General features: G+C 72.2%; 14 protein-coding genes. 5 read left to right on the top strand and 9 right to left on the bottom strand.

Features of this window, described 5'->3' with window-relative positions; all coding sequences use genetic code 11:
• Positions 1-79: 79 nt before the first annotated feature.
• Both ACFZAM_RS20940 and ACFZAM_RS20935 read right to left on the bottom strand, forming a co-directional pair.
• Complete coding sequence (locus ACFZAM_RS20940) at positions 80-1,213, bottom strand: phosphatase PAP2 family protein (protein ID WP_391048061.1); 1,134 nt, start codon at positions 1,211-1,213, stop codon at positions 80-82.
• 279 nt (positions 1,214-1,492) lie between these two features.
• Complete coding sequence (locus ACFZAM_RS20935) at positions 1,493-2,143, bottom strand: CatB-related O-acetyltransferase (RefSeq protein ID WP_391048058.1); 651 nt, start codon at positions 2,141-2,143, stop codon at positions 1,493-1,495.
• 97 nt (positions 2,144-2,240) lie between these two features.
• Between ACFZAM_RS20935 and ACFZAM_RS20930 the strand changes: the two genes are divergently transcribed.
• Positions 2,241-2,897, top strand: coding sequence for a TetR/AcrR family transcriptional regulator C-terminal ligand-binding domain-containing protein (locus tag ACFZAM_RS20930; RefSeq protein ID WP_391048056.1), 657 nt, complete (start codon positions 2,241-2,243; stop codon positions 2,895-2,897).
• A 153-nt stretch (positions 2,898-3,050) separates the two neighbouring features.
• Complete coding sequence (locus tag ACFZAM_RS20925) at positions 3,051-3,413, top strand: hypothetical protein (protein WP_391048055.1); 363 nt, start codon at positions 3,051-3,053, stop codon at positions 3,411-3,413.
• Positions 3,414-3,492: 79 nt separating this feature from the next.
• Here ACFZAM_RS20925 and ACFZAM_RS20920 read toward each other — a convergent pair whose 3' ends face one another.
• The 5 genes from ACFZAM_RS20920 to ACFZAM_RS20900 form a co-directional block, all read right to left on the bottom strand.
• The gene (locus tag ACFZAM_RS20920; RefSeq protein WP_391048053.1) at positions 3,493-4,464 is read right to left on the bottom strand and encodes an aldo/keto reductase; all 972 of its coding nucleotides are present in this window, start codon (positions 4,462-4,464) and stop codon (positions 3,493-3,495) included.
• A 38-nt stretch (positions 4,465-4,502) separates the two neighbouring features.
• The gene (locus ACFZAM_RS20915; protein ID WP_391048051.1) at positions 4,503-5,594 is read right to left on the bottom strand and encodes an aldo/keto reductase; all 1,092 of its coding nucleotides are present in this window, start codon (positions 5,592-5,594) and stop codon (positions 4,503-4,505) included.
• Between the two features lie 67 nt (positions 5,595-5,661).
• A complete protein-coding gene (locus ACFZAM_RS20910; RefSeq protein ID WP_391048049.1) occupies positions 5,662-6,429 on the bottom strand; it encodes a glucose 1-dehydrogenase in 768 nt (255 codons plus the stop codon).
• A gap of 206 nt (positions 6,430-6,635) precedes the next feature.
• Entirely contained in the window at positions 6,636-7,040 is a 405-nt protein-coding gene (locus tag ACFZAM_RS20905; protein ID WP_391048047.1) for a cupin domain-containing protein, read from the bottom strand.
• Between the two features lie 186 nt (positions 7,041-7,226).
• Positions 7,227-7,556 (bottom strand): carboxymuconolactone decarboxylase family protein, encoded by a 330-nt coding sequence (locus ACFZAM_RS20900; protein WP_391048045.1) that lies wholly within the window; start codon positions 7,554-7,556, stop codon positions 7,227-7,229.
• A 250-nt stretch (positions 7,557-7,806) separates the two neighbouring features.
• Here ACFZAM_RS20900 and ACFZAM_RS20895 point away from each other — a divergent pair, with 250 nt between their 5' ends.
• The 3 genes from ACFZAM_RS20895 to ACFZAM_RS20885 all read left to right on the top strand — a co-directional run bounded on the left by ACFZAM_RS20895 (position 7,807) and on the right by ACFZAM_RS20885 (position 10,567).
• Positions 7,807-8,736, top strand: coding sequence for a helix-turn-helix domain-containing protein (locus ACFZAM_RS20895; RefSeq protein WP_391048043.1), 930 nt, complete (start codon positions 7,807-7,809; stop codon positions 8,734-8,736).
• 93 nt (positions 8,737-8,829) lie between these two features.
• A complete protein-coding gene (locus ACFZAM_RS20890; RefSeq protein WP_391048041.1) occupies positions 8,830-9,879 on the top strand; it encodes an NAD(P)-dependent oxidoreductase in 1,050 nt (349 codons plus the stop codon).
• Between the two features lie 10 nt (positions 9,880-9,889).
• Positions 9,890-10,567, top strand: a complete 678-nt coding sequence (locus tag ACFZAM_RS20885; protein ID WP_355335204.1) for an HAD-IA family hydrolase — start codon at positions 9,890-9,892, stop codon at positions 10,565-10,567.
• Positions 10,568-10,592: 25 nt separating this feature from the next.
• Here ACFZAM_RS20885 and ACFZAM_RS20880 read toward each other — a convergent pair whose 3' ends face one another.
• Together ACFZAM_RS20880 and ACFZAM_RS20875 are read right to left on the bottom strand one after the other, a co-directional pair.
• Positions 10,593-11,159, bottom strand: a complete 567-nt coding sequence (locus tag ACFZAM_RS20880) for a hypothetical protein (RefSeq protein ID WP_391048038.1) — start codon at positions 11,157-11,159, stop codon at positions 10,593-10,595.
• A gap of 225 nt (positions 11,160-11,384) precedes the next feature.
• Positions 11,385-11,918, bottom strand: coding sequence for a DUF2231 domain-containing protein (locus tag ACFZAM_RS20875; RefSeq protein ID WP_391048035.1), 534 nt, complete (start codon positions 11,916-11,918; stop codon positions 11,385-11,387).
• Positions 11,919-12,000 lie beyond the last annotated feature (82 nt).

The raw sequence follows: 12,000 nt of genomic DNA, 5'->3' as shown, positions 1-12,000 counted from the left end.
GTTCGGCTGTTCTGCCCCGCAGGGAGCCGCACCGCGCCGCACCGCTGGGAAAGCGGGTCAGCGGCGCGGCGCGCGGGGCTCAGTCGAAGTGGCGGACTTCCGTGCGCGGTTCGGTCCGTGCCTCCACCGGTGCTTCCACCGGCGGTTCGCTGAGCGCTTCGGCCCGGGCTTTCGTCGCCTTGTGGCGGCGGATCCAGAGGAGTCCCGCGCCCCCGGCGCCCAGGACGAGGGCGGCCCAGGCGACGGTCCACACGGCGGCGCGGGCCGTGGGGTGGGCCGTCAGGAGGGCGATGGTGATTCCCGCGACGTAGACGAGGGCGCCCAGCACGTACAGGCGCTGGCCCCATCTGCGGGTGCCGCGGTCGGGCTCGGCGGCGGGCGTGAAGGGGGCGGGGGAGAGCGGGGAAGGGCTCGTGTGGTCGGCAGGCTGCGTCATACGGGGGCGTCTACCCGGTGCGGGGAGCGCGACTCCGCGCGGGCGCGGGGCGGCCGAGGGGATGATCAGGATCGCCAGACCCAGCAGAGCGCAGCCCACGGCGCAGTCGAGCCAGTAGTGGTTGGCCGTGCTGACCACCACCAGGAGAGTGATCAGGGGGTGGAGCAACCACAGCCAGCGCGCCCGGGAGCGGTGGGCGGCGATCATGCCGACCGCGATGGCCAGGGCCCAGCCGACGTGCAGGGACGGCATCGCCGCGAACTGGTTGGACATGGAGTGGTTCTGCGGGGTGCCGTGGTAGACGGCGGGACCGTAGCGGGCCGCGGTGTCGACCATGCCCGAGCCGGTGAGCATCCGGGGCGGGGCGAGCGGGTAGAGCAGGTGGCCCACGAGCGCCAGCGCGGTCTGGACGACGATCGCGCGGCGGATCCACACGTAATGCGTCGGGCGGCGCAGGAACATGTAGCCGAGGAAGAGCGCCATCGCCGGGAAGTGCACCGTCGCGTAGAGGTAGTTCGCGGCGTGGATCACCGTTTCCCAGTGCATGGCGGCGCGTTGGACGAGCCGTTCGCTCGGCAGGTGCAGGGCGCGTTCCAGGCCCCACACCGAGTGCGCGTGGGGAAACGCGTCGTCCGTATGGCCGTTGGCGATTTTGCGGCCGTATTTGTAGCCCGCGTACACCGCCGCCAGCAGGGCCGCCTCGGGCAGCGCGCGGGCCAGTCGGCCGGGCCCTGGTCGGTTGACGGTCGCGATCGGCAGAGCGACGTTCCCGAACACGTTCTCCCCTGTCTCCCGGTGGCGACGTCGTACGTGACGCGTACGAGTTCGTCTGCCCTCGGTCGGCGGGTTCAGTGGCACCGGGTGAGGCCGCGGCGCGGCTACGTATCGCGGCCGGGCCGCCGCCGGGCCGGTGATCTACCAGATCGATGACCTCGACGGGTACGGGGAATACCTGATGGCGCCCTCGCACGACCTCGCATGCCCTCACCGACCGGATCGGCCTGCGGCTGCTGGGCGGTCGGCCGGATCGTCGTCGTAGGCGACCTGTGTGCGGTGTCAGGGCTGGTCGGTCGGCGCGGCGGCCTCCAGGTCGGCGACGGTCCCCGACATGATTGTCCGTACCTGCCCGGTGATGTGCCGCACCGGCCAGTCCCACCACGCCACGGCGAGGAGCCGGGCGATGTCGGCGGCGTCGTAGCGGGTGCGGATGAGCCGGGCGGGGTTGCCGCCGACGATGCCGTAGTCGGGGACGTCGCGGGTGACCAGGGAGCCCGCGGCGACGATCGCGCCGTGACCGATGCGTACGCCGGGCATCACCGTGGCGCCGTGCCCGAACCACACGTCGTTGCCGACGACCGTGTCGCCCCGGCCGGGCAGGTCGGTGATCAGGTCGAAGTGCTCCGCCCAGGAGCCTCCCATGGTGGGGAACGGGAAGGTGGAAGGGCCGTCCATACGGTGGTTGGCGCCGTTCATGATGAACCGGGTGCCCGTCCCCAGCGCGCAGTACTTGCCGATGACGAGCCGCTCGGGACCGTAGTGGTAGAGAACGTTGCGCGTCTCGAACGCGGTCGGGTCGTCCGGATCGTCGTAGTAGGAGAAGTCGCCGACCTCGATCAGCGGCGACTTCACCAACGGCTTGAGCAGCACCACGCGGGGGTGCTCGGGCATCGGGTGGAGCACGGTGGGGTCGGCGGGAACGGGCGGCATCGTGGAGGCGGTTCCTCTCCGGCGGTTAGAGCGACAAGCGTCGCGTTAAGATGCTGGCACGGCCCTGCCGCCTGGATCAACCGGATAATGACTGCCGATGACAGACCCGCTGAACACGACATCGGACCGCCGTCCCGGCGGTCGCACCGCCCGCGTCCGCGCCCAGGTTCTCGACGCGGTGCGAGCCGAACTGGCCGAGAGCGGCCACGAAGGACTCACGATCGAGGGCGTCGCGACGCGGGCCGGAGTACACCGCGCCACGGTCTACCGGCGGTGGCGCGATGTCGGCGGCCTGCTCGTCGACGTCATCGGCGCCGCCGGCGAGATCGACTGGATACCGCCGGACACCGGCTCGCTGCTCGGCGATCTGACCGCCCTCAACCAGGAGATCCAGGAGTCCCTGGTCGTACAGCCGTCGTTCGCCGTCGCCCTGATGGCCGCCTCGTTCCACTCCGAACAGGCCGCGCTGGCCCAGCGGCAACTGTGGGCCGACCGGTACGCCCAGTGCGAGATCCTCGTCGAGCGCGCCGTCGAGCGCGGCGAACTCCCCACCCCGCAGACAGACGCGCGGAGCCTGCTGATCGCCGCCACGGCGCCCGTCTACCACGAGCTGGTACTCCTGCGCGCCGACCCGGACCCCCGACTCCCCGAACGCGCCGCGCACACCGCAGCCCTGGCCGCCGCCGCGGGTGCCTTCTCCGCCCGCCGAGCCCCGACCGCGCCACCCCACCCGCCCCCCGCCGCCACGCCATGAACCGCGCGCCACCGGCGGCGGGGCCCCTTCCGTCCGGCCTTCCGGCCGACGCGCGCAGGAAGTTGCCATCGGGGGCGTCTGGAACCGGGCGGGTGGGCCTTCCCACAATGTCGGTGACGGCCGACGCGCGTTCGGCCGCAGCAGGGGGAAGCCATGAAGCACATGCAGCGTGCCACCGCCCTCGCGGTGGCCGTGGGATCCGCCGCCGTCCTCGCCCTGGCCGCCGTGCCGTCGGCGGATGCCGCGACCGCCGTCAACTGTTCGGGCGGTTCGGTGAGGGCCGCGGGCAACCCCAACAACATCACCTCGCCGCTGACGACCACGACCACAGCCTGCCCCGGCTGGGCGGACTCCGGTCCCACGTACGTCTTCCACCTGGCCAAATTCGTGGAGGAGGTGCTCATTTCCGGGCGCTGGGTGCCCTTCAACGCCTCCAACGTCATCGCGACCTGCTCGCTGGCAGCGGTGTCCGGCACCACGATCACCGCGGGCGGCTGCGCCTACGCCGCCGGCTGACGCAGCGTCATGTCCGGTGCGCGCGGGCGCGGAAGGGTCCGACGCGGCGGAACCGCACGCCCGTCACGCGGATCCGTGATCAGAACCAGGAAGGTCCGGCGTTGACGTAGGGGGCCTCCAGCGCGGCGGCTTCCTCGTCCGACAGGCTCAAGTCGAGCGCGTCCACGGCCTGTTGAAGGTGGTGGGGTTGCGTCGCGCCGACGATGGGCGCGGAGACGAGCGGGTTGCGGAGGACCCAGGCGAGTGCGATGTGCGCCATGGGCACGCCGCGGGATGCGGCGACCTGCTGGACGGCGTCGATGACGGGTCCGTCGTGGGGGCTGTCGAAGGACCGCACGACGTGGTCGGTACGGGAACGGGCGCTCTGTTCACCGGCGGGGCGGGCGAGGCGGCCCTTGCCGTTCGGGGAGTAGGGAACGAGCCCTACGCCCATGTCGCCGCACATGGCCATGAGTTCGGGTTCGTCCTGGCGCCGCAGGAGGTTGTACTGGTTCTGCATGGACGCAAAACGGGTCCATCCGCCGAGGTCGGCGGCGTGCTGGAGCTTGGCGAACTGCCAGGCGTACATCGACGACGCGCCGAGGTAGCGGACCTTCCCGGCCTTCACGATGTCGTGCAGCGCCTCCATCGTCTCCTCGACCGGAGTGTCGTCGTCGAAGCGGTGGATCTGGTACAGGTCGATGTAGTCGGTGCCCAGCCGGGTCAGGGAGGCGTCGACCTGTTCGAGGACGGCCTTGCGGGACAGGCCCTCGCCGCCGGGACCGTCGTGCATCCTGCCGCGGACCTTGGTGGCGAGCACGATGTCCTCGCGCCGCGCGTACTCGCGGATCGCGCGGCCGGTGATCTCCTCGGACGTGCCCGCCTGGTAGACGTTGGCGGTGTCCCAGAAGGTGATGCCCAGGTCGACGGCCTGCCGGAAGAACGGTCCCGCCTTGTCCTCGGTCGGGGCCCACGGGTGGGCGCCGGGCACGGCCGGGTCGCCGTAGCTCATGCAGCCCAGAGCGAGGCGGCTGACCTTCAGGCCGGTGGCGCCGAGGCGGACGTACTCCATGGTGAGGCTCCCTTTCGTGCCGGACGTCCGTGAACGGATCAGTGCCGCCCGGCGCCGCCGGATTCGGCGTGCTGGTCGATGAGGGCACCGAGGGCCTCGGGGTCGTTGGCGGTGCGGTCGCGCTGGGCGGAGCCGAAAGGGCCGTAGGGGTACGGGGCCGGGTCCGGGTCGCTCGCGGTGTCCAGCGCGGTGACGGAGTCCGGGTCCAGGCGCAGGTCCGCGGCGGCGAGGTTGCCGGTGAGCTGCCGCACGGTGCGGGCGCCGACGATGGCGGAGGTGACGCCGGGGCGGTTGACGACCCAGCTCAGGGCGGCCTGGGCGGGCGTGACGCCGTTGTCCCGGGCGACCTCGCGCAGCGCGTCCACGGCGTCCCATGTGCGGTCGGAGTGCTCGTAGTTGGAGGAGGTGTACTGGTGGAGGGCGTGGTCCTGACCGGCCCTGGTGTCGGCGGCCCGCCGCGCGCCGCGCTCGTACTTTCCGGTGAGGAAGCCGCTTGCGAGAGGGGACCAGGCCAGGATGCCGAGTCCGTTGTACCGGGCGGCGGCGGTCATCTCCCACTCGGTCTGGCGGGTGGCGAGGTTGTACTGGGCCTGGAGGGTCACCGGCACCGGGAGGCCGTACGCCCGCGCGGTGGAGACCGCGAGCTGGAGCTGCCATCCGGTGAAGTTGGACAGGCCGACGTAGCGGATCTTCCCCGCGCGGACGGCGGAGTCGAGGAAGGCCAGCGTCTCCTCGATCGGTGTCAGGGGGTCCCACGCGTGGAGCTGGTAGAGGTCGACGGTGTCGACTCCCAGCCTGCGCAGGGACGTGGTGAGCGCCCGGTCCAGGTGGCGGCGCGAGGTTCCGGCCTCGTTGGGATCGGTACCGGTGCGCGTGCGGCCCTTGGTGGCGAGGACGACGCGGTCGGTGACCTCGTCCGGGCGCGCGGCGAGCCACCGGCCGACGGTCTCCTCGGCCACTCCGCCGTTGTAGACGTCGGCGGTGTCGAGCAGATTGCCCCCGGCGTCGAGGAAGGCGTCCATCTGCGCGAACGCCTCGTCCTCCGGCGTCTGCGGGGTGCCGAAGTTCATCGTGCCGAGGGACAGGTTGGACACCAGCGTTCCGCTGGTGCCGAGACGGCGGTACTCCATGACATGGGCTCCTTACGTGGCGCGGGGGCGGGCGGCTGCGCGGCGCCGCCGCGTCGGACGGCGGTTGTCAGTGGGTGGTGAAGCCGCCGTCGACGGGCAGAGCGGCGCCGATGACGAAACTGGCGCCGGGGCTGCACAGCCACAGAACGGCTTGCGCGATCTCCTCGGCGCGGCCGAGCCGTCCGATGGGCTGCTGCTTGAGGATCTCGGCCATGGCGTCCGCCTGGCTTTCGAGCATGCCGGAGACCATCGGGGTGTCGATGGTGCCGGGGCAGACGGCGTTGATACGGATGCCGCGGGGCGCGTATTCGACGGCGGCGCTCTTGGTGAGGCCGATGACGCCGTGCTTGGAGGCGTGGTACGCGGCGCGCTCGGGCAGGCCCACCAGGCCGCCGAGCGAGGAGCAGTTGACGATCGCGCCGGAGCCCTGGGTGCGCATGTGGCGCAGTTCGTGCTTCTGGGCGGCCCAGACGCCGCGCAGATTGACGGCGTTGACGCGGTCGAAGTTCTCGGCGCTCTCGTCGGCGGCGTCTGTGGGCGGGGCCTGGATACCGGCGTTGTTGAAGGCCATGTCCAGGCGGCCGTAGGCGTCCACCGCGCGGTCGAGAGCGGCGGCGGCCTGGGCCTCGTCGGTGACATCGCAGACCACGCCGAGGGCTTGGTGACCGGCGTCGGTGAGTTCCTTGGCAGCCTTGTCCACGGCGTCCTTGTCGACGTCGGCCAGGACGACCGCGGCGCCCGACCGGGCGAAGGCGCGGGCGGTGGCCAGGCCCATGCCGGAGGCGGCGCCGGTGACCAGGGCGACCTGCCCCTCGAAGCTGTACTGGGGGTTCACGGGAGGGTTTCCAATCTCCGGGCCGGTGTCATTCGCGGCCCGTATGGCGCGGGGGAGGAGGGCGGTGTGCGGAGCAGGGCGGTCCGGCGCAGGGCGGTCCGGGGCAGGGCGCCGGGCCGTGGACGCGCCTCGGCGACCGCGCTGGGTACGGGAGCGCCGTCGGCGAGGGGCACGCGGACGTACGCGGTGACCGTGCGGGCCGTTGGTCAGGAGGTGCGGGCGGGGCGCCGGGGGCCGGTGTACTCGGCGTCGCCGACGTGCTCCAGCCAGTCGACGTCGTCGCCCTCCCACAGCGCGATGTGCGCCATGAAGCGGTCCGGCGCGGCGCCGTGCCAGTGCTCCTCGTCGGCGGGGGTGACGATGACGTCCCCGGGGCGGGCCTCGACGATGTCGCCGCCGCGGGACTGGACCAGGGCGATGCCCTCCACGATCCAGAGGGTCTGGCCCAGGCCGTGCGAGTGCCAGGCGGTACGGGCGCCGGGCGCGAAGCGCACCATGTTCATCCGCACGCGGGAGGGGTCCTCGCCGCGGTGGATCACGTCCGCCCACGCGTCTCCGGTGAACATCTCCGGCGGCAGCTTCGCCGTCGCGGGAGGCTGGATGATCTCCATGGTCGTCTCTCCTTGTGTCCGTGAAGCGGCGGCCGACTCACGCGCGGCGGGTGACGGCCGCGCGCGGAGCGAAGCCGGGCCGGGCGGTGGCGGTGAGTGCCTGCCGGGCCCTGCGTCAGGCGGTGTCGGCGAGTGCCTGCCGGGCGGCGGGTCACGCGGTGTCGCGTGTGCCTGGCGGGCCCTGCGTCAGGTGCCGTCGGCGAATACCTGGCGGGCGACCGTGAGCGCGGACATGGCCTTGGGCCATCCGGCGTAGAACGCCAGGTGCGTGACCGTCGCGATCAGCTCCTTGTCGCTCAGCCCGTTCTCCCTCGCCCTGCCGAGGTGGAACGCGAGCTGCTCGGTGCTGCCGCTGCTGATCAGACTGGCCACGGTCACCAGGCTGCGGTCGCGCGGGGACAGGTCCGGGTCTACCCACACCTGCCCGAACAGCACGTCCTCGGTGTATCCGGCCAGTGCCGGGGCGATGTCCCCGAACTGCTGACGCGGTCCTCCGGGCTGCTGGTCCTCCGGCATCACGGTCTCCTTCCACGGGGGCCCGGCGCCTTCTCACGCGACGGCGCGGGTGCCTTCTCGAACGACGGCGCTGGCGTCTGTCCGCTTCCATTCCGCCCTGCCCTCACCGGGGGTGCCAGCGGAGCGGCGGACGGCCGTCAACCGGCCTGTCAACGATGAAACGGCAGGTCGCAGGCGTGCGGAAGGACCCGTTGATACGTGTACTGGCAGTACACCCCTCACCGCTCGGGATCGTCGTAGCCTCGAAGGCATGGACAACCGCAGCGAGGTCCGCGAGTTCCTCACCAGCCGCCGCGCCAGGATCACCCCCCAGCAGGCCGGTCTGCCCGCCGCAGGCCAGCGCCGGGTCACCGGGCTGCGCCGCGAGGAGGTCGCGTTGCTCGCCGGGGTCAGCGCCGAGTACTACGCCCGCATGGAACGCGGCAACCTCTCCGGCACGTCGGAAGCCGTCCTGGACGCCCTCGCCCGCGCCCTCCAACTGGACGAGTCCGAGCGTGCCCACCTCATGGATCTGGCCCGCACCGCCAGCTCCACCCGGCGCCCCGCCCGCCGCCGGACCGCACAGCCCGTCCGGCCCGGTCTGCGGCAACTGCTGGACGCGATGACCGACGCACCCGCGTTCATCCGCAACGGCCGCCTCGACATGCTCGCCACCAACCGCCTCGGCAAAGCCCTGTACTGGCCCCTCTTCCAGGACCCCGCCCGCCCGGTCAACATGGCCCGCTACCAGTTCCTCAATCCGGGCGCCGACCAGTACATGACCGAACTCGACACGCAGCGCGCCTCCGCCGCGGCCCTGCTCCGCACCGAAGCGGGAAGGGACCCCTACAACCGCGAACTGAGCGACCTGATCGGCGAGTTGTCCACCCGTAGCGAGGCATTCCGTACGCTGTGGGCCGCGCACAACGTCCGCCTGCACCACACCGGCGTCAAACGCTTCCACCACCCCGTCGTCGGCGACCTCGACCTCGCCTTCGAGGCTCTGCCCGTACCCACGGACCCCGGCCTCACCCTCACCGCGCTCAGCGCCGAGCCCGGCAGTCCCGCCCACGACGCGCTGAAACTGCTCGCCACCTGGTTCGCCACCCTCGAACCCACCGGACCCGACCCTCGGCCCTCAGCCGGCGCCGAGCACCATTCCCCCGGCGGCGCGGAGCATGGCGGCCACCTGCACCAGTGAGCCCCGGCGCCACCTGGCCACTGGCGCCAAGCCAAGGGCGGCGGACCGTGACCTGGTCGTCCGAAGTTCCGACGTACGTACGCGAGGAGCCCTATGAGCACGCCCGCCCCGGACCCAACCCCCGCACCCGCCAGGCCAGTTGTGGTCCTGCGCCCCGCCCCGCAGCGCACGGACCGCATCTTCACCCCCGCCGCCCTGGGGTCGCTCCGCGACCGCTTCACCGTGGTGGACCTGGAGAAGGAGCCCTCCGAGGAAGCGCTGGAGGAGGTCCTGCCCGACGCCTTCGCGATCGTCGGACAGCCCGACCTTCCGGCCCAACGGCTCTCCCGCGCGGGCAGGTTGCGGGCTCTGCTCAATGTCGAAGGCAACTTCTTCCCCAACGTCGACTACGCGACCTGCTTCGAGCGCGGCATCCACGTCCTGGGCTGCGGCCCCGCCTACGCCCCGGCCGTCGCCGAGTACGCGCTCGCCCTCGCGCTCGACCTCGCCCGGGGCATCAGCCGGGAGGACCGCGCCTTCCGCGCGGGACAGGAGCGGTACGTCTCCGACGGCAACGCCGACGCCGTACTGCTGCAAGGCTCCGACGTGGGCCTGGTCGGTTTCGGCAACCTCGGCCGCGGCCTCAACCGCCTCCTCGCCCCCTTCCGGCCCACCATCCGTGTGTACGATCCCTGGCTGCCGCCCGGCGTCCTACGCGAACACGGTGTACTGCCCGCCTCGTTGGACGAGACCTTGTCCCGCAGCCGCTTCGTGTTCGTGCTGGCCACCGTCACCGACGAAAGCCGCCACCTCATCGGCGAGCGCGAGCTCCACCTGCTCCCGGACGGCGCCCGGCTCGTCCTGGTCAGCCGCGCCCCGGTCGTCGACTACCCGGCGCTCCTCTCCCACGTCGCGCGCGGGCGCCTCATGGCCGGCATCGACGTCTGGCCGGACGAACCGGTCGCCCCCGACGACCCGGCCCGCTCCCTCGACGGTCTCGTCCTGTCCGCACACCGCGCGGGCGGCATCCCGGCGGCCTTCGAGACCATCGGCGACATGGTTCTCGACGACCTCACCCTCATCGCCCAGGGACTTCCGCCCGCCCGGATGCAGACCGCCGCCCGTGAACTGGTCGGCCGCTACCGCAACCGCCCCGTGACCTGAGGGACCGTCCATGACCGCACAGCCCCACCCGGCCTCCGCGCTCGACATCCCCTGCGACGGCCTGCTCTTCGACAACGACGGGGTCCTGGTCGACTCCGATCACGGCGTCGACCGGGCATGGAGCCAATGGGCCCGTGACCGCGGCCTGCCGCCGGAACAGGTGACCGCCATGGTGCACGGCCGCCGGTCGGCCGACACCGTCGCCCTCCTGGTGACCGACCCGGACGAACGGCCGGCGGCACTCGCCGCGATCGACCGTATGGAGGTCGAGGCCGCGGCCACCACCACAGCGCTCCCCGGTGCCCTCGGCCTCCTCACGAGCCTGCCGCGCGAGCGGTGGGCGGTGGTCACCTCCGGAGTCACCCTCCTGGCACGGGCCCGCCTCGCGGCGGCGGGACTGCCCACTCCGCCCGTGCTCATCACCGCGGACGACGTCAGCCACGGCAAACCAGCCCCTGACGGCTACCGCGCCGCGGCCCGGAGACTGGGCTTCGCCCCGGCCCGGACGGTCGTCTTCGAGGACAGCGCCGCGGGGGCGGCGGCCGGAGCCGCGGCAGGCGCGGTCGTCGTCGGGGTCGGGCGGCGCGCACTGGCCACCCACGCCCCCGTCGTCGTCCGCGACCTGCGCGGCCTCGCCTGGCACGACGGCGTACTCAGTCTCGCCGCCGCGGACCTGCTGCGCCGGTGAGCGCAGTGATGGACGGGACCGCGCCTCAGTACCCGCCTCCGCCGCTGGCGGAGCCGGTCGACGGTGAGGCCGACGTGGAGGCCGCGGTGGTGACCGCGTTGCCGCTGGGGCTGACCACGTACCACAGCGCGCCGAATTCGTTGAGGCCCTGGCCGTTGGTCTCTCCGGGCTTGGTGTCCTTGGCGAAGTAGTACAGCGGGTGGCCGTGGTAGGTCACTTGGGTCGAGTGGTCCGACCGGGTGCTCGTTCCGACCATTGAGGCGGTCACGCCGCTGTTGTGGGGCTTTCCGGTCGTGGTCTGCGGGGGCCAGGCCCGCGTGCAGGATCCGTTGCAGGTCGACGTCTTCCCGGTGTCGGCCTTGAACAGGTACAGGGTCCTGCCGGAGGCGTCGACCAGGATCTGACCGAGCGGCGAGTTCGCTGTCTTCACCGTGGCGGCGCCGCCGGTCGACGCGGAGGCGCTGGCGCTCGCGGTGGTGGCGCCGGCGCTGGAATGGGGGGTGAGGGACGTGGTGGAACTGGAGCTGCCGCATCCTGAGGCAGTGGCCGCAACGGCGGCCATGCCAACGGCGAGGGAGATGACGCGCTTCATGACAGACCCCTTGACCTGGGGGGATGTGGTGACACCGACGCGCCGACGGCGGGCCGCGGCACCAAGTTACGCACCGGCGCCCCGCCCCCTCGCCCGGTCGAACCGCCCCACGCCGAACCTCACCCGCGCGGGTGACCGAAGGGCCGCGACGGCGTCCCATTGACCTCACAGGCAGGTCCGTGGAAGCCGATCGGAGTCCTTCGGCGCCGAGGTGCGGAGTGCCCGTCAGCCGTTGTGTCCCGACGGGTGCTTGTCGTAGTTGTCGTTCCAGGACGCCTTCGCGCCGGAATCACCGATGCGGTACACGTCGACGACCGCGCCGGCGGACACGATCACCGCCAGTACGGCGGCGGTCGCGCGCAGAGCCGTCGGCAGGCTCCGCCGCGTGCCTGCGGACGGAACGCTCTCGGCGGCCGGGTCCCCGGACCGTGCGGTCCGGCGCCCCAGCCACCAGACCCCGAGCGTCACGAGAAAGAGCCCTATCGCCCACGGCAGCAGACCGTCGCCCAGTTCCGCGTGCTTACGCACCAGAGGATCGTCGCCCACACGGGCCTTGAGCCACTCCCCGGCATGCGTCGTGACCGGCACCAGCGCCAGGGTCACCAGCCCCAGCAGCGGAAGCGACAGCCCCATGCGCCGGGCATACCGGGGCTGGACCGCGCAGACCACCGCGGCCAGGGCCGTCAGCGGCACCAGCACCACCACGAAGTGCACGAACAGGACGTGCGCCGGAAGGCCGTTGATATGCGTAAGACTCATGGGGGGCTTCTCCACAGACGAGGACGTGCGCAGCGGGCCCACCGGGCAACCCGGCCGCCGCTGCTCGGAAGGAGATCGCAGC

The organism is Streptomyces sp. NPDC008079 (assembly GCF_042957385.1).
Lineage (GTDB): Bacteria > Actinomycetota > Actinomycetes > Streptomycetales > Streptomycetaceae > Actinacidiphila.
This window is presented reverse-complemented; position numbering and strand designations above follow the sequence as displayed.

Excerpts from the sequence above, each read along its gene's own strand:
- ACFZAM_RS20885 (WP_355335204.1), top strand. The coding sequence starts at position 9,890 with ATGACCGCACAGCCCCACCCGGCCTCCGCGCTCGACATCCCCTGCGAC.
- ACFZAM_RS20935 (WP_391048058.1), bottom strand. The coding sequence starts at position 2,143 with ATGCCGCCCGTTCCCGCCGACCCCACCGTGCTCCACCCGATGCCCGAG.
- ACFZAM_RS20880 (WP_391048038.1), bottom strand. The coding sequence starts at position 11,159 with ATGAAGCGCGTCATCTCCCTCGCCGTTGGCATGGCCGCCGTTGCGGCC.
- ACFZAM_RS20905 (WP_391048047.1), bottom strand. The coding sequence starts at position 7,040 with ATGGAGATCATCCAGCCTCCCGCGACGGCGAAGCTGCCGCCGGAGATG.
- ACFZAM_RS20875 (WP_391048035.1), bottom strand. The coding sequence starts at position 11,918 with ATGAGTCTTACGCATATCAACGGCCTTCCGGCGCACGTCCTGTTCGTG.
- ACFZAM_RS20915 (WP_391048051.1), bottom strand. The coding sequence starts at position 5,594 with ATGGAGTACCGCCGTCTCGGCACCAGCGGAACGCTGGTGTCCAACCTG.
- ACFZAM_RS20895 (WP_391048043.1), top strand. The coding sequence starts at position 7,807 with ATGGACAACCGCAGCGAGGTCCGCGAGTTCCTCACCAGCCGCCGCGCC.
- ACFZAM_RS20900 (WP_391048045.1), bottom strand. The coding sequence starts at position 7,556 with ATGCCGGAGGACCAGCAGCCCGGAGGACCGCGTCAGCAGTTCGGGGAC.
- ACFZAM_RS20930 (WP_391048056.1), top strand. The coding sequence starts at position 2,241 with ATGACAGACCCGCTGAACACGACATCGGACCGCCGTCCCGGCGGTCGC.
- ACFZAM_RS20925 (WP_391048055.1), top strand. The coding sequence starts at position 3,051 with ATGAAGCACATGCAGCGTGCCACCGCCCTCGCGGTGGCCGTGGGATCC.
- ACFZAM_RS20890 (WP_391048041.1), top strand. The coding sequence starts at position 8,830 with ATGAGCACGCCCGCCCCGGACCCAACCCCCGCACCCGCCAGGCCAGTT.
- ACFZAM_RS20920 (WP_391048053.1), bottom strand. The coding sequence starts at position 4,464 with ATGGAGTACGTCCGCCTCGGCGCCACCGGCCTGAAGGTCAGCCGCCTC.